The organism is Streptomyces sp. NPDC003327, assembly GCF_053589515.1.
Map to the genome: position 1 here is coordinate 93995 of NZ_JBSFSA010000015.1, position 19682 is coordinate 113676.

Consider the following 19682-nt stretch of genomic DNA (forward strand, 5'->3'; position numbering starts at 1 on the left):
CGGACCGCGGACCCGGTCACCGGGAACCCGGGGGCTCCAGTGTGTCGACGACCGGTTCGCAGGGCTACTCCCCTTCGCTGTCAGCCAGTGTAGACGACGGCGTGACACGCCCGGTGGCGCGGGTCTCCGGGGCCGCACGGCGGCCGTGCGTACGATCATGCAATGCCCGCAGACCGTCACCGGCTCCCGCCCGGCACGGCGGCCCGCACGCAGGTCAACCTCGGCCGCGCGCTGCCCTTCCTGGTCCTGGCCCTGACGGTCCTGGCCGATCTGATCACCCCCGACCGGGAGCGCTTCGACCGCCTCCTGGTCGCCGCTCCCGCGCTCGCCGCCGTCACCTGGAGCGTGCGCGGGACGATCGGCATCGGCCTGGTCACCATGGGCGTCCGCGCCCTGCTGAGCCTCGGCCGGGGCGAGGGCGTCGCCCCGGAACTCGTCGCCAGCGAGGCCGCCATCCTGGGGGTGACCGCCGCGGCCGCGTGGGTCAGCCGGGTCCGCATCCGCTACGAACAGGACTTCGCCGAGCTCACGGCCGTCGCCGAGGTCGTCCAGCGGGTCGTCCTGCGTCCGCTGCCGCCCCGTCTCGGCCGGGTCGAACTCCACCTGCTGTACCTCGCCGCGGCCGCGAAGGCCCGGATCGGCGGTGACTTCTACGAGGCCGTGCGGGTCCCCGGAGCCGTGCGGATCATGCTCGGGGACGTCCAGGGCAAGGGGCTCGGCGCGGTCGAGACGGCGTCCGTGCTGCTCGGGGCCTTCCGCTCGGCCGTCAGCGACGCCCCCGACCTCCCCGCGCTCGCCGACCGGCTCGACGAGGGGCTCGCCCGGTACGGCGCCTGGGACCCGGACTCCGACGCCGCCGAACGCTTCGCGACCGTCCTCCTCGTGGAACTGCCGGACGGGCAGGACGTCGCCCGGCTGCTCTCCTGCGGGCACCCGGCGCCGATGCTCCAGCACGGCGCCACCGTCTCGCCGGTCGCCTTCGCCGACCCCTCGCTGCCCGTCAACCTCGCGGGGCTCGCCGACAGCGACCACCACGTCGAGGAGGTGCCCTTCGGCCCCGGCGACCGGCTGCTGCTCTACACCGACGGCGTGAGCGAGACCCGGGACGGCACCGGCACCTTCTACCCCCTGGAGACCCGGCTGCGCGGCTGGGTCCGCTCGCCCGCCGCGCAGGTCCCGGCGCTCCTCCACCGTGACCTCGCCGCGTACGGTGCCGAGCACGGCCTCGACGACGACGTGGCGGCTCTGCTGGTGGTCCGGCTCCCGGACGAGGACCCCGACCCGAAGGCGCCGGCGCAGGAGAGGACGGCGGGCCAGTAGAGGACGGCGGCCGACAGCGGCAGGGTCGGGGTCCGGAGCCTCGGTGCCGCCGCTCGGCCGGGCCCGGTCGCCGGTGACCGGGCCCGGACGTCCTCGGGTCTCAGCTCACCTGGATCTGCCGGCTGGTGGCGCCGTCACATCCGCTGGACGGCGACCGCCCCGGTCGCCGGTGAACCGCCGCTCGGATGGAAGCACTTGGCGCTGTGTCGGGCCGTCAGGGTGTCACCATGGCGTCCGAGCCGCGACGTACCGCGACCTACCGCGAGGCACCTGGTGGGGAGGCGCGTGGCGGTACCCGCCGCATACGCCTGCGGGCTGACGACACGTGAGCCCGCAGGCGGACGTCGTCGCCGCACCCCGCGCCGTAGCGTTCCCCCGTGACCCGCATCCCCAGGGCGGCCGCCGCCGCCGTTCTCGCCTGCTCGCTCGCCTTACCCCTCGGTGCCACCACCGCGTCCGCCGGCACGGTGTCCGTCGGCACCGCCCCGGCCGCCTCAGCTTCGACCGACGCCGGGGTGAGCCGGCCCCCGGCACTTCCCGAGCCCACCGGGCCGTACGGTGTCGGCAGCACCGTCCTGCCGATGACCGACCGTTCCCGGAAGGACCCGTGGGTGCCCGCCGCCGACGGGCGGCAGTTGATGGTCACCGTCACCTACCCGGCCGCCGCACCCCGCCGGGGCGGGCGCCCCGCCCCGTACGCGACCCGCGAGGAGGCACGCCGGCTCGCCGAACAGCTCGGGCAGGACGTCTCCGGAGACGTCCTCGCGAGGACGCGCACGCACGGCGCGACCGATGCCCGCCCCGCGCCCGGACGCCGTCCGCTGGTGCTGCTCTCACCCGGCTTCGGCGTCTCCCGCTGGACCCTGACCCACCTCGCCGAGGACCTCGCCTCGCGCGGCTACGTCGTCGCCTCCGTGGACCACGCCTACGAGTCGTCCGGGATCTCCCTCCCCGACGGCACGACCCTGACCTGCGTCGCCTGTGACGCCCTCGACCGGGGCGGGGTGCACCCCGGCGTCGTCACCTCGACGCGCGCCGCCGACGTGCGGTACGTCCTGGACCGGCTCACCGGACCCCGGCCCGCCTGGCGGCACGCCGGGATCATCGACGCCCGCCGCATCGGCATGGCGGGCCACTCCATCGGCGGGGCGAGCGCCGCGACCGCGATGGTGGCCGATCCGCGCGTCGACGCCGGGATCAACATGGACGGCGCCTTCTGGGAGCCGTTGCCCGCCGAGGGCCTGCGGGGCCGGCCGTTCCTGATGCTGGGCACGCATGACGACACGCACCTGCCCGGCGGCCGCGACGCCAGCTGGGACCGGACGTGGCCCACGCTCGACGGCTGGAAGCGCTGGATCACGGTGGCCGGGTCGGAGCACTTCACCTTCTCCGACGCCCCGGTGATCCAGCGTCACTTCGGGCTCCCGGAGCCGGAGCTGCCGGCCGACCGGGCCGTCGAGGTCACCCGCACGTACGTGGCGGCCTTCTTCGACCGTCACCTGCGCGGACTGCCCCGCCCCGTCCTCGACGGGCCGACCCCCGCACAGCCGGAGGCGTACTTCCACCACCGCTGACACCGGTGGCCCCCGAGGGGCACGGCGCGCGCCGTGCCCCTCGGGGGCTCAGGAGCGGTACGGGGTGTTCGCGGCGGCCCAGTCCGCGAGTGCCCGCGCGCACCCGGCGACCGACTCCCGCCAGCTGCGCGCGGCGCCCTCACCGGCCTCGTCACTGACGTGCTTCACGATGCGCAGCGGCACCCCCGCGAGCTCCGCGGCCGCCGCCAGGGCGTAGCCCTCCATGTCGACGAGCGGCGCCCGCTCGGCGAGCCGGGCGCGGGCGGCCTCGTCGGAGACGAACGTGTCCCCGCTGGCCAGGACCACGTCACCGCCGTCCGGGAGCGCCAGCGGCGCCCCGTACGTCTCGCCGGTCAGCGTCGCGAGCAGTTCGCCGTCCAGGTCGTGCTGGACCACGGTCCCGACGACGTGCGTGCCGCTCCAGCCGGAGCGCAGCGCGCCCGCCGTCCCGAGGTTCACGATCCCGCTCGGCCGCGGCCCGCGGGCCAGCACCGTCGCGAGCGAGGTCGCCGCGTTCACCTTGCCCATGCCGGTCAGCAGCACCGGCAGGTCCGTCTCGAGGAACTGCGCCTCCTCCTTGACGGCGAGGACGAGCAGGGGGCGGCCGGCCGTGATCTCTCCCATGAGTTCCATGGGGGTCACGCTAGTTCTCCGGTACGCCGTTCGTACAACCGGTCGGTCGTCCGTCCGCGACGAGACCCCGCTCGGCGAGGGCCTCGCGCAGCACGCGCAGGGCCTTCGGGCCCACCCCGTGGAGCGCCGCCAGCTCCTCGGCGGGGACGTCCGCGAGCTGGTCGAGCCGGGTGTACCCGGCGGCGACGAGCGCCCGCGTCGCGGGCGCGCCGATGCCGCGCGGCAGGTCGGGGGCGGGGGAGTCGCTCGTGGGGACCATGGGGCGATCGTCCCACGGGGCCCGGCCCCCGCGCGTCCTCGCGGGACAAATCCGGCAGGCGGAGGTGAGGGTGCGGGCGCGGGTGCGGCAGCGAGGCCGGGTCTTCCGAGGTCCCGCGACGGCGACCGCGCCCAGCGTCCGCGACCGCGCCCCGCGTCCGCGCCCCGCGTCCGCTTCCGCGCCCCGCGTCCGCTTCCGCGCCCCGCGTCCGCTTCCGCGCCCCGCGTCCGCTTCCGCGCCCCGCGTCCGCGGCCCGCGTCCGCTTCCGCGGCCCGCTTCCGCTCCCGTGACCCGCTCCCGCGACCGCCGCCTTGCTCGCGCGACGCGACCGCTCCCGCGGCCGCCGCCCCACTCCCGTTCCCGCGCCCGTGTGCCGAGGCGCCCTGTCCGCCGGGCCGTGGGCCGTCGGTCCGTTCAGACCGGCAGCAGGCGTCCGACGAGGGCGCCCAGCTGCCGCGCGTTGCGGCACGGGAGCATCTCGACCACCTCCGCGTACGCCGGTGCCGCCGAGTCCCCGGTGCCCCAGAGCGCGGGCTGCTCGGGGTTGAGCCAGTACACCCGCCGGGCCCGGCCCGCGACCCGTTGGAGCGCCGCCACGTTCGGGTCGGCGCCGTTGGTGCGGGCGTCCCCCAGGACGAAGACCACCGTGCGCGGGCCGACGGCCTCCGCGTACCGCTCGGCGAAGCCGCCGAGGGCCGTGCCGTAGTCGCTCTGCCCGTGCCAGCCGGTGAGCGTCGCCTCCGAGAGGATGCGGTCGCCGAGCCGCGCCGGATCGGCCGAGCCGCGGGCGACGAGGCCGGTCACCTCGTCGACGTCGTTGACGAAGGCGAAGACCCGTACCCGGCTGAACTGGTCGTGCAGGGCCTGCACCAGCAACATCGTGAACTGGGCGAAGCCCGCCACCGACCCCGACACGTCGCAGAGCAGCACCAGCTCGGGCCGCCCGGGTCGGCGACGTCGCAGCACCGGGCGCACCGGTACGCCCCCGGTCGACAGCGAGCGCCTCAGCGTGCGCCGCAGGTCGATCTCGCCGCGCGCCGCCCGCCGTCGCCGGGCCGCGAGCCGGGTCGCCAACGCGCGCGCCAGCGGACGTACCGTACGCCGCAGCTCGTCGAGCTGGGCCCGGCCGGCGAGCAGGAAGTCGACGGAGTCGGCCGTGCCGGGCACGGCCCGCCGAGCGACCCGGTCCGCGCCCTGCCGCTCGGCGACCCGCCGCCGGGCCTCGGTCCGCACCCGCTCGCGGAAGGCCTCGATCCTGCGCCGGATCTCGTCGTCGAGGAGTCGGTCGGCGAAGTCGGGCTCGTCCCCGCCGGGCGTCGCCCGGAGCCGGTCCCGCACGCGGGCGAGCAGCGTTTCCGGGCGCAGCCGGGAGAGCGTCTGGTACGAGGACCAGCCGTCCGACCCGGGCGCCGAGCCGTAGCCGCCGAAGCCGCCCACCGCGTCGGAGGCCAGCCCGGCGAGGGCGGCGCCGTCCCCGGCGGCGAGGGCCTCCACGAGCCGGTCCCGCAGCGCGGCGAGTTCGGCGGGCGTCCCGTCGGCTCCCCGGGGTTCCGCCCCGTCGGGGCCGATGCCGACGCCGAGGGGGAAGTACAGGTCGAAGACCCGGTCGAAGACCGGACGCTGCCGGTCCGCGTGGAGGAGCGTCGCCGCCAGCGCCTCCCGCATCCGCTCCCGGTCCGCGAAGCCGACCGCCTCGAGCGCGCGCCCGGCGTCGACGGTTTCCCCGGTCCCGATGCCGAAGCCGTGCGCGCGCAAGGCCCCCACCAGGCCGGTGAGCCGCTGGGCGGCCCCGGTGGTGACTCCGGCGGTGGTCGTGCCTCCGGGAGTACGCGCGGAGGGGTCGGGCCGCGCGGAGGGGTCGGGCCGCGCGGAGGGGTCGGCCGGGGCGGTCACACCGCGTCCAGGTCGAGCCGGGCGGCGGCCTTCCCGATGTCCTCCTGGTGCTTGAGCAGCACCCCGAGGGTGTCCCGGACGACCTTCTCGTCGAGTCGGTCCGCGCCGAGGGCGAGCAGCGTGCGCGCCCAGTCGACGGTCTCCGACACCGACGGCGCCTTCCGCAGGTCCATGGCGCGCAGCGCCGCGACGACGCGGACCACGGAGGCCGTGAGCGCCGCGTCGAGCCCGGGCACCTTCAGCGTCACGATCCGGCGCTCCAGGTCCTCGTCGGGGAAGCCGATGTGCAGGAAGAGGCAGCGCCGTCGCAGCGCCTCCGACAGCTCGCGGCTCGCGTTCGAGGTGAGGACGGCGAAGGGCCTCCGCTTCGCCGCGATCGTGCCGAGCTCGGGAACGGTCACCTGGAAGTCGCCGAGGACCTCCAGGAGCAGGCCCTCCACCTCGACGTCGGCCTTGTCCGTCTCGTCGATCAGGAGGACCGTCGGCTCCTCGGAGCGGATCGCGGTGAGCAGGGGCCTGGCGAGCAGGAACTCCTCGGCGAAGATGTCCGACCGCGTCTCGTCCCAGGATTCGCCCCGGCCCGCCGTGATCCGCAGCAGCTGTTTGGCGTGGTTCCACTCGTACAGGGCGCGGGCCTCGTCGACGCCCTCGTAGCACTGCAAGCGGACGAGACGGGCCCCGGTGACGCGGCTGACCGCCTTCGCCAGCTCCGTCTTGCCCACGCCGGCCGGGCCCTCGACGAGCAGCGGCTTGCCCAGGCGGTCGGCGAGGAAGACGGTGGTGGCGACGGCGCGCGACGCCAGGTATCCGGTCGCGGCGAGTCGGTCGGCGACGTCGTCGACGGAGGCGAAGAAGCCGCTCGCAGGGGCGCCCGCCCCCTCCTGTGGCGCGTCGTGGGCCGGGTCGGTCGTGGTGTCCGTCCTGGTGCCGGTCGTCATGGCGGTCCCCCCGGGGAGCGAAGAGTCGTACTGGCCGGTAGCCTCAGCAGTACTTGATCAGATGGCGCACCGCCGCACAACCGTCCTGCCGCACGTTCGGATTCCCCAGCCGAACCCGCGTACGTCCCCACCGGCGCCGTGCGCGCCGCGCGCGGGGCGCCGCCCGCTGGTGCAATGGGGTCACCGGGCATGCCGCCCGCGGACCGCGCGGCAGGGGAGGTGGCGTGGCGGAACGAGACGGGGCCAGGAGTCGCCCCCCGAGCGAGCCCCACCCGGGCGCCGCACGCCCGGGCCCCGGCGTGGTGGCCCTCAAGGACCGGCTGCTCGCGCTCGAGCGCGCCGTCGGCGCGATCGGGACGACCCTCGACGGGCCGACGACCTGCCGCGAACTGGCCGACTTCCTCTCCCGGCACCTGGACGGAGCGACGGTGACCGTCGACCTCGTCGCCGAGCCGGACGCGTACGAGCGGGCCGGTGCGGCCGGCCCCGTATCCGCGGCGCCGGGCTCCCACCGCCTCTCCGCGCCGCTCGCCGTCCACGACGAGACCGCCCTCGGAACGGTCACGGCCACGCGCGCCGCGCGGCCCTTCGGCGACCACGAGGCCGCCCTGCTCCGCCAGACCGCGCGGCTCGCCGCCCGCCACCTCCACCACGCCCGCCGTCTGGCCGCCACCGAGGACACCGCGCTCCACCTCCAGCGCGCTCTCGTCGCCGAACCCGGCCGCCCCCACCCCAACCTGGAGGTCGCGGGCGGCTACCTCCCGGCCGGGACGCGCACGCTCGTGGGCGGCGACTGGTTCGAGACCGTACGGCTCCACTTCGGGCGCAGCCTCCTCGTCGTCGGCGACGTCATGGGCCACGGCCTGGACGCCGCCGTCGACATGAACGCCTACCGCTCGGCGCTCCGCGAGGTCGCCGCCACCGACCTGCCGCCGCACCGGGTGCTCCGGCACCTCGACGCGGTCGTCGCCGAGGACGGCGCCCGCCGCCCCGCGACCTGTCTGCTGGTCCGGATCGACCCGGCCCGGGGCGCCGCCACCTTTGCCAGCGCGGGTCACCTGCCGCCGGCGGTCTTCGGCCCCGACGGGTCGGCGGAACTCGTGGACCTCCCGGTCGGCCCGCCGCTCGGCACCGGGGTCGGCGGCTACGAACCCACCACGCGCCCGCTCGCGGAGGACGAGACCCTGCTGCTCTTCACCGACGGCCTGGTCGAGCGGCGCGGCGAGGACATCGACGACTCGCTCGCCCGACTCGCCGGGCTCCGGCTCGCGCCGGGCTCGGGGCCCGACCGGGTCGTCGACGAGGTGCTGCACCGCCTCGGCGCGCACGGAGCCGAGGACGACGTGGCCGTCCTGGCGGCCCGCATCCGCGCCCGCCCGCCCCACTGACGGACCCCCGTTCGACCCGCCGACGCAGGACGCGTCCGCTGCCACTCACCGTCGCTCCGCGCTGACCCACCGCCACATCCGGCCCGCCCCGCATGGTGACGGACCGTCACAACGGCCCTTCCGGCGACGGGATTCACCGGACAACAGGATTCTTTGGCCGGGAAGCTTGTGCACGGAGCGTGCACCCGGCACGCTCCAGGGTATGAACACGGCCAGGCATGCCAGTGAACGTTTGATGAGCTGGCCCTCGCTGACCCCCGGACGCGCCCTCTGCGGAGCCGAAGTGGGTCTGTGCGCGCAAGCGCAGGAGATCGTGCACTTCCACGGCGAGCACGAGGCCGACGTCCACCTGACCCGCGCCATGATCGCCAAACTGCGTCCGGCCCTCCTCGGGTCGAGCGCGGTCCGGCTGCGCGCGGGCTCCGGCTGGGTGACGGTCCGTCTGGACACGGGCTCGGACATCGACCTGCTCGCCACCCTGGTCAGCGCCGCGCTCCAGGCCAACGCCGCCCCCGACACCGCCCCGGACGGCTGCACGCGCACCCTCCCGCTCCCCACCGCCCGCCTGGAACCCAGCGGTTTCTAGGTCCCCACTCCACCCCTGACCAGGTCATTTCTCCGTTGTCCCTTCTTCCCTCCGGTCATTAGACTGAAAGGAAGAAGGTGCGTTTCCGTCCGGGCCCGGCCACTCGGTGGCCGTTCGCCCGACCGTGGCGAGTTCTCCCACTCCGGATGCCGCCACCCTGGATACGACGTGCCGCAGGGCTGCAGTGCCCCGGTCCGCACGCCGCACAGCTGAATTCGGACTTCCCTCGAATTCATTGATCCACGAGGAACGCCATGGGTACCCTCGTTCGCTCTTCTCCGCGTCGCCGGCGGCGTACGACCGCCGCCGTCGCGACGGCTCTCCTCACCTCCGCGATCGGCCTCACCGCTCCCGGTGCGGCATCGGCGCAGGCGGCGCCCGCGGGTGGTCCCACCACGGTCTCCGGCGTCGACTGCGCGCCGACTCCGCCGTGGGTGTCGACGTACGAGTTCAACAAGCAACTGAAGGTGGAGGGCGGCTGCTTCACCATGAACGGCCGGGTCTACGTCACGGTGAAGCTCAACAACGGCACCGTGTACTTCAAGAAGTGGGTCACGGCACGGGACCACCCCTACCTCGCGGGAGGATGGATCAACGTCAACACATTCCTGCGTGCGCCCTGCACCGGCACACCGAACAACGGGTACGTACGCGCGTACGACGCGGTCACGGAGAAGTGGTCGGCCAAATTCCCCGCGAAGATCTGCGTCCTCTTCGACCACAACGACTGACGGGCGGCCCTCACCCGCCCGACACCTCGTCAGGAACCGTCGCCGCCCGGAACCGGGAAGAGCATGCACGTACTGGTCGCGTGGGCGAGCAGCCGGCCGTCCGCGTCGTACAGGCCCGCCTCGGCGAGCGCGGTGCGCCGGCCGCTCGACAGGACCGTGCCGATCGCGCGGATCTTCCCCGTCTCCACGGTGACCGGCCGCAGGAAGCGGGTCGACAGGTCGAGCGACGTGTACGCGGTGCCCCGCGGCAGCGTCGAGTGGACCGCACACCCCGCGGCGGAGTCCAGCAGCGTCGCGTACACCCCGCCGTGGACGCTCCCGATCGGGTTGTAGTGCTCCTCGCCCGGTTCGAGGGAGAACACCGCGCGGCCCGCCTCGACCTCCTCCAGCCTGAAGCCAAGCAGCGCCGCGATCGGCGGCCCGGGAAGCCGCCCCGCCACCATCTCCCGCAGGAAGTCGAGGCCCTCCATCGTCATCGCCGCCCGGGCGGTCGCCCCGGCGTCCTCCCACTCGACCGTGCGCGACCGCCCCATGACCACTCCGCTCCCCGACGAACCGTCAGACCCTGCTCACTGTCTCCACGGCGAAGCTTAGGGGGCCGGGCGCGGTCACCCGCACCCGTTCGGCGGTATCCCGGAGAGGTCCGGCCGCCGCGGCGGGTACCCCACCCTGCATGCCCCCCACCCCCGGTGCGCCGCACGACAACGGCCCGGCCGAGCACGGCCACGTGTTCCAGCGGCTCCACACCCGCCTCCTCGACTCGTCCGCCGGGCTCGCCTGGAACCGGGGCCGCGCCATGGAACTCATGCACCGCGCCATGGGATTCGCGGCGCTCAGCCTCCTCACCCTCGTCCCCCTCCTCATCGTCGTCGCCGCCGCCGACCTGGCCAGCGGCCAGGGCTTCGCCCGCTGGCTCGTCCACGGCCTGGGCGTCTCCGACGTCTCCCAGGAGGAGGTGGAGCAGCTCTTCGGCCAGCCGGGCCAGGCCCTCCAGCGCACCACCGCCTTCGGCCTCGCCGCCCTCGCCGCGTTCGGCGTGACCTTCGGCTCCGCCGTACAGACCGGGTACGAGCGCGTCTGGGACCTCCCCACCGCCCGCTGGCACACCATGTGGCGGCACGTCGTCTGGCTCGCCGTGCTCGTCGCGGCCCTGCTGCTCTTCGTCGCCTTCCCGGCCCCCGAGGACGCCTCGGGCCCCCTCACCACCGTTGTCGCCTTCGGTGACGTCCTCGGCACCTTCCTCTTCTTCTGGTGGTCGCAGCGCTTCCTGCTCTGCGGTCGCATCCGCTGGCGCGCCCTCGCCCCTGGAGCGGCCCTCACCGCGCTCGGTCTCCTCGGGCTCCGGGTCTTCTCCCAGCTGGTGTTCTCCCCGCTCATCGCCTCCAACGCCGTGACGTACGGCCAGTTCGGCACCGTCCTCGTCCTCCAGTCCTGGCTCGTCGGCGTCGGCTTCGTCGTCTACGGAGGCGCACTCGTCGGCCGCCTCGTCCACGAGCACCGGCTCCGCCGCCGACTGCGCCGCGACCTCGCCTGAAGGAGCCCGGGACCGGCCGGGCGTCCCGGCCCGCCCCTCCCGGCCTCCTCACTGGTCACGCCGCCGCACCGCCAGGACTCTCACCGCCGCACCGCCAGGACCCTCACCGCCGACGCGCCGAGCACCCACAGCGCGTACACCAGCCACGCCCCGCCCGTCGTCCACGGATACGCCCGGTCGAACGCCGCCTCCGCCACCGGCCGCCACCGCGGGCTGACCGCCGGGCCCGCGACGGCGTCCCTCACACGATCCGGTGATCCGCCCGCGAGCGGCGGGGCGGGAGCGCCGTGACCGCTTGGATGGGAGGCGTCCCATCGCCGCGTCGAGAGAGAGCCGCCCATGGCGAACACCTGGCTGCCGCCCGTCGAGTACGTCGCGACCCTGCCGAGAGCGACCGCGTACGCCTGCCTCTACTTCACCGACACGGCGGGCCGCCCGTTCCAGCTGCGCGCGACGTACCGCACCGAACTGTGGCAGTGGCCCGGCGGAAACATGGACCCGGGGGAGACGCCCTGGGAGACGGCGGTCCGCGAGTGCCACGAGGAGACCGGTCTCGTCTTCTCCGGCGAACCCCGGCTCCTCGGCACCCACTTCGTGCGGGACCGGGGCGAGGAGTGGCCCGCCAACCACATCGGCTTCGTCTTCGACGGCGGCGTGCTGACCGACGCGCAGCTCGCCGCGGTCGTCCTCGACCCGGAGGAGCACAGCGAGTACCGGGTGCACACCCTCGACGAGTGGGAGCGGGAGATGGAGCCCCACGAGTTCGTCCGCCTGGCCGAGATCGACCGGGCCCGCAGGACCGGCACGACCGTGTACGTGGAGACCGGCCCCGCGCGGGGCTGAGCGAGGGGCCCGTCCGCCGGGACGGGCCCCTCCGGACCGCCGGGCCGGGCCCGGCCGCCCGCTCAGGCGCGGCACCCCACGGGATGGGCGATGTCGACGACGAACCGCTCCGGCGAGTGCAGCCGGAAGGTCTTGTACGCGGGTTTGGTGTCGAAGGCGGCTCCGATGGTGACCACGCCCTCGAAGTCACCGGTCAGGGCGACCCCCTTGAGCGCGGGGAGATGGATCTTCAGCAGCCGGGGGCCCTGGTAGACGGACCGGCCGCCGTCGTCGTGGGCCGCCGCGGGGGAGAGCGCGATCGTGAGGAAGTACTTCCCCGCGAGCGGGACCCTGTTGCCCGAGCCGTCGTACCGCAGCTCCTTGACCTGCTGCACCGTGACGGGGGGAAGGGCGCCCCGTACGTCGATCACCAGCCGGTCGAAGGTGGCGTGCCCGCCCCAGCGGGCGTTGACGACGAGGGCGGTGGACGGGGCGGTGGCGGACGGGGCGGTGGTGCCGTGCGCGGTCGCGCCCGACGCCCCGGCCGGAATCGTGGCCCCGACGCCGGCGCTCAGAAGGATGCCCGCGGCGACGGCCGCGAGGGCTTGACGGTGAAGCATGGCGTCCCCCAATTTCTCCTGCTCCGGGGACAGTGATGTCACTGGCAGAGACACTCATCACAAACCATATGGTTCCCGGAAAAAAAGGAAAATAAGGAGAGGAGATGCGGCGTGAACTCCGGTCCGTAGGATCCGCGGGCGCCGGGCCGTAACCCCACGGCACTCCCGACAGTTGACCAGGGCATGAAGAAGCGCAGCATGCTCGCCATCGCCTCCCTCGCCGCGGGCGTCGTCACCGCCCTCGTCACCCCGCCGCCGCAGGCCGACGCCGCGGAGAGCCCGCTCGGCGGCGCCACCAACCTCCTCCAGGAGGACCAGGGCGTCGAGGGCCTCGTCCACGGCACCGTCGAGACCGCCGGGGACGCGGTCCGCTCCCACCACTCCGGCGGGCTCGTCTGACCGCTCGCCGTACGGCGAGGTGACGGAAACCGTCACCGTCGCGGCGCGGCGGCCGAGCCGCCCTCCGGTCCGCCCGCCCCGCACTTCCCACATGCCCCGCGTCCCCACCGGACGCGGGGCATCGGCATGACATGACCCGCGAGGAGGCGGCCCGTGCGCGCGCCGTGCGGGACTAATGACAGGATGTCCCCATGAGCAACAACGTCTACTTCGACATCACCATCGACGACAAGCCCGCCGGCCGGATCGTCTTCAAGCTGTTCGACGACGTCGTCCCGAAGACGGCGCAGAACTTCCGCGAGCTCGCCACCGGCCAGCACGGCTTCGGCTACGCCGGCTCCCCGTTCCACCGCGTCATCCCCGAGTTCATGCTGCAGGGCGGCGACTTCACCCGCGGCAACGGCACCGGCGGCAAGAGCATCTACGGCGAGAAGTTCGCCGACGAGAATTTCCAGCTCAAGCACGACCGCCCGTTCCTCCTCTCGATGGCGAACGCGGGCCCGAACAGCAACGGCTCCCAGTTCTTCATCACCACGGTCGTCACCAGCTGGCTCGACGGCAAGCACGTCGTCTTCGGCGAGGTCGTCGAGGGCCAGGACCTGGTCAAGGAGATCGAGGCCCTGGGCTCTCGCTCCGGCGCCACCAGCGCCAGCATCAAGGTCGACAAGTCCGGCGTCGTCGAGGCCTGACCTCTCCCACCGGCCGGGGCCCGGCGCCGTCGTCACCGACACGCCGCGCCTGCCCCGGCCGGGGGTCCCGGCCCTGCCCGTCCCCCCGGCCCCGCTCAGGCGAAGGCGAACGCGTTCCGCGCGGCCCACGCCGAGAACGGCAGCGGGGCACGGCCGAGCACCCGCTCCACGTCCGGGCTCACCCGCCGCTCCTCCGCGCTCGGTTCGCCGAGGACCGACAGCATCCCGTCGACCGCGTCCGCCGGCAGGAACCGCACCAGATGCGACCTGGCCTCCTCCGCGCTCTGCTCCACAAACGCGATCGGCGCGCCGACGGCCTCCGCCAGGTCCCGTACCTGAGCCCGCGGCGAGACCGCGACCGGCCCCGTCAACACGTACGTCCGACCCGCGTGCACTCCGTCACGCAGCGCCGCCGCCGCGACCTCGGCGATGTCCAGGGGATCGACGACGGGCAGCGCCACGTCGGCGAACGGGGCAGCGACCGTACGCGCGCCCCTCACCCCCTCCGCCCACAGGAAGGCGTTCGAGGCGAAGCCGGACGGTCGCAGCACCGTCCAGTCGAGCCCCGAGTCCCGCACCGCCGCCTCGAACTCCCGCAGGAACGCGTGCGACACGGAGTCCGCGCGCGTCCCCACCAGTTGCGAGGACTGCAGGACGAGCCGCCGCACCCCCGCCGCCGCGGCCGCCGCCACGATCTCGCGCGGCCGCAGCGTGTCACCGAGCCCGGCGACGAGCACGTACGCGGCGTCGGCGCCCTCGAACAGCTCCTTCAGGCGCGGTACGTCGGCCAGGTCGCCGCGGCGGTGCGTCACCCCGGCCGGCAGGCCCGGCGCGGCGCCCCGGCTCACCGCCGTGACCTCCTCGCCGGCCGCGGCCAGCGCCTCCACCAGCGGACGTCCGACGTTTCCGGTCGCTCCGGTCACCACGATCACAACAGGTTCCTTCCCCGAGGGTCGGGGCGGAGCGGGAGCGCTCCGCCTCTTCACGACCTCATCGTGGAAGACGAACCGGTCATCCTCTGGCCACTTCTGCGGAGAGACGCGGAGAGACGCGGAGAGAACGCGGAGGGATTCCGAGAATCCCGCCCGGCTGCGCCCGAGGAAGGCTCAGTCCTGCTGCTGCTCGCCGTAGCGGCGCTCGAACTTCGCGATCCGGCCCTCCGTGTCGACCGTCCGTGCCTTGCCCGTGTAGAAGGGGTGGCTCTCGGAGGAGATCTCGACGTCGATCACGGGGTACGTGTTGCCGTCGTCCCACTCGATGGTGGTGTCGCTGGTCGCCGTCGAGCGGGTGAGAAAGGCGTACCCGGCCGCGCGGTCCCGGAAGACGACGGGGCCGTATTCGGGCTGCTTGTCCTGCTGCACGGGTCCTCCTCGATCGCGGTGTCCGGCCTGGGCGGCCCTCCCCAGCTTCCCCGGGCCGCCGGTGGCGGACCAGCGTCGCGGGCCCGACCGGGTGACGGACACGGCCGTGCGCGCCCACCGCCCGCACCACAGCGGCGACGGCCGGGGGGGGCGAGCCCGGTGCGGGCTCAGTCCGTGTCGCGCCAGCGTGCCGCCAGGAGCAGGGCGATGTCGTCCGGGCGCGCGACGGCCTGGCGGGCCTCCCGGATGAGACGGTCCGCGGCCTCGGCGAGGGGCAGCGACCCCGTCGAGCCGAGAGCCAGGCGGAGCCGCTCGATGCCCTCGTCGATGTCCCGGCCCGGCCGTTCCACCAGGCCGTCCGTGAACAGGGCGAAGACCTCGCCGGGCGCGAGCCGCAGCTCGGTCACCGGATACGCGGCGGCGGCGTCGACGCCCAGGACCACGTCCCCCGCCAGGTCCACGCGCTCCGCCGTGCCGTCGGGCCGTAGCAGCAGGGGCTGCGGATGCCCGGCCCGCACCGCGCTCATCTCACCGGTCGCCGGATCCAGGACCGCGTAGCAACAGCTCGCGAACTGACCGGGGTCCAGGTCGATCAGCAGCCGGTTGGTGCCCCGCAGGACGTCCCGCGGGGAGTGGCCGCCCAGGGCGAAGGCCCGTACCGCGCTCCGCAGCTGACCCATCGTCGCCGCGGCCGCCACCCCGTGCCCCTGCACGTCGCCGATCACCAGGGCGAGCCGCCCGTCGTCCGTCTCGATCACGTCGTACCAGTCGCCGCCCACCTCCATGCCCTGTGTGCCCGGCAGATAGCGGCCGACCGTCTCCACCCCCTCGCGCACCGGAAGCCGGTGCGGAAGCAGTGCGTCCTGGAGCCCCCGGGCCACCGCCGCCTCGGAGTCGTACCGCTGGGCCCGTTCGAGTGCCTGGGCGATCAGCCCGGTGAGCGCGGTGAGGACGGTCCGTTCCTCCGGGCTGAAGGTACGGGGCCGGTCGAAGCCGAGGATGCAGGAGCCGACCGGCCGGCCCGAGGCGATCAGCGGCAGAAAGGCCCGCGCGCCCCACTGCGCGTCCAGCGGGATCCCCGGGAAGGCCCTGCCGAGCTGCTCCATGGACTCGAAGAACAGAGGCCGTCCCGTCGTCAGCACCTCCACGCCCGGCAGGTGGACGTCGAGCCCCACCCCGTCGAAGGGTTCGAGGAAGCCCGGCGGGAACCCCGTCTCCCAGGCGAGGCGCAGCCGACGGTCGCTCAGCAGGTAGATCGCCAGCTGACGGCCGCCGAAGGCGGGGAGCAGCTCCTCGGTGACGACCGCCGACACCTGGCGAGCCGTCACCGCCTCGGAGAGCGCGATCGCGAGCGCGACCGGCCGGTACATCGCCGCCATCCGGTCACCGGGCGCGCCGAGACCGTCGCTGGTGTCCCTCGTCCTCGTCCTCGTCCTGGCCGTCGTCGTCGCCCCGCTTCCGGTGCTTCCCCGGCCCGCAGCATCCCCCTCGCCCCCGCCCGCAGCCTCCCCGCCCGCAGCCTCCCCCTCGTCCCCGTCCGCGGCCTCCCCCTCGCCCTCGGCCGGGGTGCGGGGTGCGGGGTCCTCCTCCGGCACGAGGACCATCGTCACGCCGTCCCGCCCCGGATACAGCGAGACCGACAGCCACCGCGCGCGCTCCGGCCGGGCCAGGAAGTGCACCGGGTCGCCGGAGACCAGCGCCCCGCGCAGCTGTTCCTCGTGGAACGGCAGCGACAGCCAGCCCAGCGCCTCCCACACCGGCCGGCCCGCCAGTGCGCCGCGCGGGCTGCCGAGCAGCCGCTCGGTGAGCTCGTTGACGTACGTGATCCGGCCCAGCCGGTCGATGGCGAGGATCGCGCGCGGCAGCCGGTCCGTGGCGTCCGAACCGACCAGGCCCGTACCGAGGTCGACGAGCGTGCCGGAGAGCCGGCCGCCCGCGCCGCCGACCCGGCCGTCACCCTCGACCTCACCCTGTACGTCAGCTTCACGGTCGCCGTCGCCCGCCCGCGCCGACACTTCGAGGAGGTGGAGCCCGCCGTCGGGGCCGCGCAGCCGGAGCCGTCGCACCGACGGCCGTCCTCCGACCCCGCTCGCCTGCCGGGCCGTCGCCCACAGCGCGTAGGCGTCCTCCGGGTCCAGCCGCGAGGTCAGGACCTCGATCGAACAGGGCGAGGGCACCCCTGCCCCGAGGATCTCCCGCATCCCCGCGTCCATCGTCACCGTGCCGCTCGCCAGGTCCCACGCGAACGAGCCGAACCGCACCGGCGGAGCACTGCCCGACGGCAGCTGGACGCCCACCGGATCGCCCGGCCACTCCACCGTCGTGCCCCCGGCGGCGAGCTCCGCCAGCGCCTCGCCCAGCCGGTGCGCCCCGCGCGTCATCCGCTCCCGGTCCCGCGCGCCCACCGGCGCCCCGGGGGTCGGCGGGCGCAGCGCCACGAGCACGCCGTACGTCACACGGCCGCCGACGACGGGCGCGTACAGCGAGGAGAAGGGGAACGGGAGGCTCGCGACCAGCTGCGGGAACCGCCGCATCGCCTCCTCGACGTCGCCGAGGTGGACGGGCTGACCGGAGCGGTACGCCTCCGCCACCGGGAACGGGCGGTTCGCGTGCATCCGCCACCACGGCCGGAACAGCGGCCCCGGCAGCCCCGCGAGCACCGAGAGCCTCAGCAACCCGGGCGCACCGGAGCGCAGGTACACCCCGCCCGAGTGCCCCCCGACCGCCTCGACCGTCTCAAGGACCGCCTCCGCCAGGGCCCGGGTCAGCGCACCGGAAGGGGGTCCGTGGACGGTTCCGGGCCCGGACGGACGCCCGGTACCGCCCGTCGGGCCGGGGCCGGACGCGCCGTGCGAGGTCACACAGCCAGCATGCCCCCCTCGGGAAACCGGCCGCATCCCGGGCGCCGGCGACCGGCCCGGCCGGCGCGGGGCCGCTCCCTTCGCGAGGAGCCGCGCCGCCCGCCGTGTTGACCTGCAGCGTCCGCCCCGTCACACTCGGTGGTCGTCCGGCCGCGCCCGCCGTGCGCACGCGGCCCACCACCTCGCCACCAGGGGGCACGATGACCGCCAGGGTTCTTCCGTACGACGTCGAGGGCGAAGGTCCGGCGCGCGCCGTCGTGCTCCACAACTGGTTCGGCGACCGCACCAGCTTCGCCCCGCTCCGCGACCACCTCGACGGCGCCACCGGCACGTACGCCTTCGTGGACTGCAGGGGGTACGGCGAGGCCCGCGACATCGAGGGCGCCTACACCATGGAGGAGGTCGCCGCCGACGCGCTCGCCGTCGCCGACGACCTCGGCTGGGACTCTTTCTCCGTCATCGGCCACTCCATGGGCGCCAAGGCCGCCCAGCTGATGCTCCTCGACGCCCCCGAGCGCGTCCGCTCGATCGTCGGCATCTCGCCCGTCTCCGCGGCGGGCTTCCCGCTCGACGGGGAGACCTGGGACCTCTTCGCCGGAGCCGCGGAGGAGCCGGCGCTGCGGCGGGCCATCATCGACAACACCACCGGCGGGCGGTACGACGACGCCTGGCTGGGCTCGCTCGTCGACCGCTCCGTCAAACGCTCCTCGGCCCTCGCCTTCCGCGCCTACCTCGACTCCTGGTCCCGCAGCGACTTCCACGAGCGGGTCCGCGACAACCCCACGCCCGTCCTCCTCGTGGTCGGCGCCCACGACCCCGCCCTGGGCGCGGAGGCGATGGAGGCCACCTGGCTGCGCTGGTACCCCGGCGCGCGCCTCGAAGTGCTCAAGGACGCCGGTCACTACGCGCCCGAGGAGACTCCGCAGGCCCTCGCCGAGGCGATCGAGGCCTTCCTGGGCTCCTGACCCCGCGGTCGCCGGGCGTGGCGCGTCTACCCTGGAGGTACGGGCGGGGTGCGGACCACCGCCCCCGCCGCTCGGGCCGCGCATCCGGAGGGCTGCGGACCATGTATTTCGACGACCGCACCGACGCGGGCCGGCAGCTCGCCGGGCACCTGCGCCACCTGGCCGCGCACGACGTCGTCGTCCTCGGACTGCCCCGCGGCGGCGTGCCGGTCGCGGCGGAGGTGGCGGACGCCCTCGCGGCGCCGCTCGACATCTGTCTCGTACGGAAGCTGGGCGTGCCCCACCAGCCCGAGCTGGCCATGGGGGCGCTCGGCGAGGGAGGGGTGCGGGTCCTCAACGAGGACGTGCTGCGTCGGACCGGGGTCGAAGGACGGGCGCTCGCCGCCGTGGAGGAGAGGGAGCGGGCCGAGCTGGAGCGGCGGGCCCGCCGCTTCCGGGGCGTCCGGCGGCCGGTCCCGCTCGAAGGGCGGACGGCCGTGGTCGTCGACGACGGCCTCGCGACGGGCGCCACGGCGCTTGCCGCCCTCCGTGTCGTACGGGCCCGGGGCGCCGCCCGCGTCGTCCTCGCCGTCCCGGTCGCCCCGCGCGGCTGGACCGCCCGCGTCGGCGGCGACGCGGACGAGACCGTCAGCGTGCGCACGCCCGACGCGTTCCACGCGATCGGCCAGTTCTACCGGGATTTCTCCCAGACCTCCGACGAGGAGGTCGTCGCCTGCCTCGACCGCGGCCGCGCGGCCCGCGGCCCGGTCGTACGGGAGTCGGACGTGCGGATCCCCGTCGGCGGGACCACGCTCGGCGGGCGGCTCGCGGTGCCCGACGGCGCCGCCGGGATCGTCCTGTTCGCCCACGGCAGCGGCAGCGGCCGCCACAGCCCGCGCAACCGGGCGGTCGCGGATCTCCTCAACCGGGCGGGCCTCGGCACCCTGCTCTTCGACCTGCTCACGGAGGCCGAGGCCGCCGACAGGGCGCGGGTGTTCGACACCCCGCTGCTCGCCCGACGGCTGGCCGGTGCCACGGCCTGGCTGGCCTCGCGGCCCGCGGGCGAGGGCCGGGCCGTCGGCTGGTTCGGAGCGAGCACGGGAGCGGCCGCCGCCCTGTGGGCGGCGGCT

At 74.9% G+C, this 19682-nt stretch carries 21 protein-coding genes; 11 read left to right on the top strand and 10 right to left on the bottom strand.

The genetic code is table 11. The features are described from left to right. The first annotated feature begins 162 nt into the window (after positions 1–162). Both ACWDVG_RS15760 and ACWDVG_RS15765 read left to right on the top strand, forming a co-directional pair. Positions 163–1320: a PP2C family protein-serine/threonine phosphatase gene (locus ACWDVG_RS15760; protein WP_451699723.1), complete on the top strand. Its 1158-nt coding sequence runs from the start codon at positions 163–165 to the stop codon at positions 1318–1320. Positions 1321–1697: 377 nt separating this feature from the next. Continuing rightward, positions 1698–2894 carry an alpha/beta hydrolase family protein gene (locus ACWDVG_RS15765; RefSeq protein ID WP_451699724.1) on the top strand — a complete coding sequence of 399 codons (1197 nt, stop codon included), beginning with the start codon at positions 1698–1700 and terminating at the stop codon, positions 2892–2894. A 48-nt stretch (positions 2895–2942) separates the two neighbouring features. On the opposite strand, the gene ACWDVG_RS15770 is transcribed toward ACWDVG_RS15765, so the two are convergent. From ACWDVG_RS15770 to ACWDVG_RS15785, 4 genes are all read right to left on the bottom strand, one after another. Then, positions 2943–3527 (bottom strand): nucleosidase, encoded by a 585-nt coding sequence (locus tag ACWDVG_RS15770; RefSeq protein WP_451699725.1) that lies wholly within the window; start codon positions 3525–3527, stop codon positions 2943–2945. Positions 3528–3537: 10 nt separating this feature from the next. Further along, a complete protein-coding gene (locus tag ACWDVG_RS15775; RefSeq protein WP_451699727.1) occupies positions 3538–3786 on the bottom strand; it encodes a DNA-binding protein in 249 nt (82 codons plus the stop codon). A 414-nt stretch (positions 3787–4200) separates the two neighbouring features. Beyond that, positions 4201–5553, bottom strand: coding sequence for a VWA domain-containing protein (locus tag ACWDVG_RS15780; RefSeq protein WP_451699749.1), 1353 nt, complete (start codon positions 5551–5553; stop codon positions 4201–4203). Positions 5554–5675: 122 nt separating this feature from the next. Continuing rightward, positions 5676–6617 carry an AAA family ATPase gene (locus tag ACWDVG_RS15785; protein ID WP_451699728.1) on the bottom strand — a complete coding sequence of 314 codons (942 nt, stop codon included), beginning with the start codon at positions 6615–6617 and terminating at the stop codon, positions 5676–5678. A 224-nt stretch (positions 6618–6841) separates the two neighbouring features. On the opposite strand from ACWDVG_RS15785, the gene ACWDVG_RS15790 reads away from it, so the two are divergent. The 3 genes from ACWDVG_RS15790 (at position 6842) to ACWDVG_RS15800 (ending at position 9322) form a co-directional block, all read left to right on the top strand. Further along, positions 6842–8005, top strand: coding sequence for a PP2C family protein-serine/threonine phosphatase (locus tag ACWDVG_RS15790; RefSeq protein ID WP_451699729.1), 1164 nt, complete (start codon positions 6842–6844; stop codon positions 8003–8005). Positions 8006–8240: 235 nt separating this feature from the next. Then, entirely contained in the window at positions 8241–8591 is a 351-nt protein-coding gene (locus ACWDVG_RS15795) for a luciferase domain-containing protein (RefSeq protein WP_451699731.1), read from the top strand. Positions 8592–8845: 254 nt separating this feature from the next. After that, complete coding sequence (locus ACWDVG_RS15800) at positions 8846–9322, top strand: hypothetical protein (protein ID WP_451699732.1); 477 nt, start codon at positions 8846–8848, stop codon at positions 9320–9322. A gap of 29 nt (positions 9323–9351) precedes the next feature. On the opposite strand, the gene ACWDVG_RS15805 is transcribed toward ACWDVG_RS15800, so the two are convergent. Then, positions 9352–9855: a PaaI family thioesterase gene (locus tag ACWDVG_RS15805; RefSeq protein ID WP_451699734.1), complete on the bottom strand. Its 504-nt coding sequence runs from the start codon at positions 9853–9855 to the stop codon at positions 9352–9354. A gap of 140 nt (positions 9856–9995) precedes the next feature. Here ACWDVG_RS15805 and ACWDVG_RS15810 point away from each other — a divergent pair, with 140 nt between their 5' ends. Then, the gene (locus ACWDVG_RS15810; protein WP_451699735.1) at positions 9996–10856 is read left to right on the top strand and encodes a YhjD/YihY/BrkB family envelope integrity protein; all 861 of its coding nucleotides are present in this window, start codon (positions 9996–9998) and stop codon (positions 10854–10856) included. A gap of 80 nt (positions 10857–10936) precedes the next feature. Here the strand turns inward: ACWDVG_RS15810 and ACWDVG_RS15815 are convergent, their stop codons facing one another. Then, a complete protein-coding gene (locus ACWDVG_RS15815; protein ID WP_451699736.1) occupies positions 10937–11101 on the bottom strand; it encodes a hypothetical protein in 165 nt (54 codons plus the stop codon). Positions 11102–11195: 94 nt separating this feature from the next. On the opposite strand from ACWDVG_RS15815, the gene ACWDVG_RS15820 reads away from it, so the two are divergent. Further along, a complete protein-coding gene (locus tag ACWDVG_RS15820; RefSeq protein ID WP_451699737.1) occupies positions 11196–11699 on the top strand; it encodes an NUDIX domain-containing protein in 504 nt (167 codons plus the stop codon). A gap of 62 nt (positions 11700–11761) precedes the next feature. On the opposite strand, the gene ACWDVG_RS15825 is transcribed toward ACWDVG_RS15820, so the two are convergent. After that, positions 11762–12298, bottom strand: a complete 537-nt coding sequence (locus tag ACWDVG_RS15825; RefSeq protein WP_451699738.1) for an AMIN-like domain-containing (lipo)protein — start codon at positions 12296–12298, stop codon at positions 11762–11764. Positions 12299–12481: 183 nt separating this feature from the next. Between ACWDVG_RS15825 and ACWDVG_RS15830 the strand changes: the two genes are divergently transcribed. Continuing rightward, positions 12482–12697 carry a hypothetical protein gene (locus tag ACWDVG_RS15830; RefSeq protein ID WP_451699739.1) on the top strand — a complete coding sequence of 72 codons (216 nt, stop codon included), beginning with the start codon at positions 12482–12484 and terminating at the stop codon, positions 12695–12697. 191 nt (positions 12698–12888) lie between these two features. Next, complete coding sequence (locus ACWDVG_RS15835) at positions 12889–13386, top strand: peptidylprolyl isomerase (RefSeq protein ID WP_451699740.1); 498 nt, start codon at positions 12889–12891, stop codon at positions 13384–13386. A 95-nt stretch (positions 13387–13481) separates the two neighbouring features. Here the strand turns inward: ACWDVG_RS15835 and ACWDVG_RS15840 are convergent, their stop codons facing one another. From ACWDVG_RS15840 to ACWDVG_RS15850, 3 genes are all read right to left on the bottom strand, one after another. After that, a complete protein-coding gene (locus ACWDVG_RS15840) occupies positions 13482–14318 on the bottom strand; it encodes an NAD(P)H-binding protein (RefSeq protein ID WP_451699741.1) in 837 nt (278 codons plus the stop codon). Positions 14319–14492: 174 nt separating this feature from the next. Then, entirely contained in the window at positions 14493–14747 is a 255-nt protein-coding gene (locus ACWDVG_RS15845; RefSeq protein WP_451699742.1) for a type B 50S ribosomal protein L31, read from the bottom strand. A 167-nt stretch (positions 14748–14914) separates the two neighbouring features. Further along, positions 14915–17608 carry a SpoIIE family protein phosphatase gene (locus ACWDVG_RS15850; protein WP_451699743.1) on the bottom strand — a complete coding sequence of 898 codons (2694 nt, stop codon included), beginning with the start codon at positions 17606–17608 and terminating at the stop codon, positions 14915–14917. Positions 17609–17808: 200 nt separating this feature from the next. Here ACWDVG_RS15850 and ACWDVG_RS15855 point away from each other — a divergent pair, with 200 nt between their 5' ends. Continuing rightward, positions 17809–18573 carry an alpha/beta fold hydrolase gene (locus ACWDVG_RS15855; protein WP_451699744.1) on the top strand — a complete coding sequence of 255 codons (765 nt, stop codon included), beginning with the start codon at positions 17809–17811 and terminating at the stop codon, positions 18571–18573. A 101-nt stretch (positions 18574–18674) separates the two neighbouring features. Next, positions 18675–19682 (top strand): phosphoribosyltransferase family protein (locus ACWDVG_RS15860; RefSeq protein WP_451699745.1); only part of this gene is annotated, 1008 nt, incomplete at its 3' end.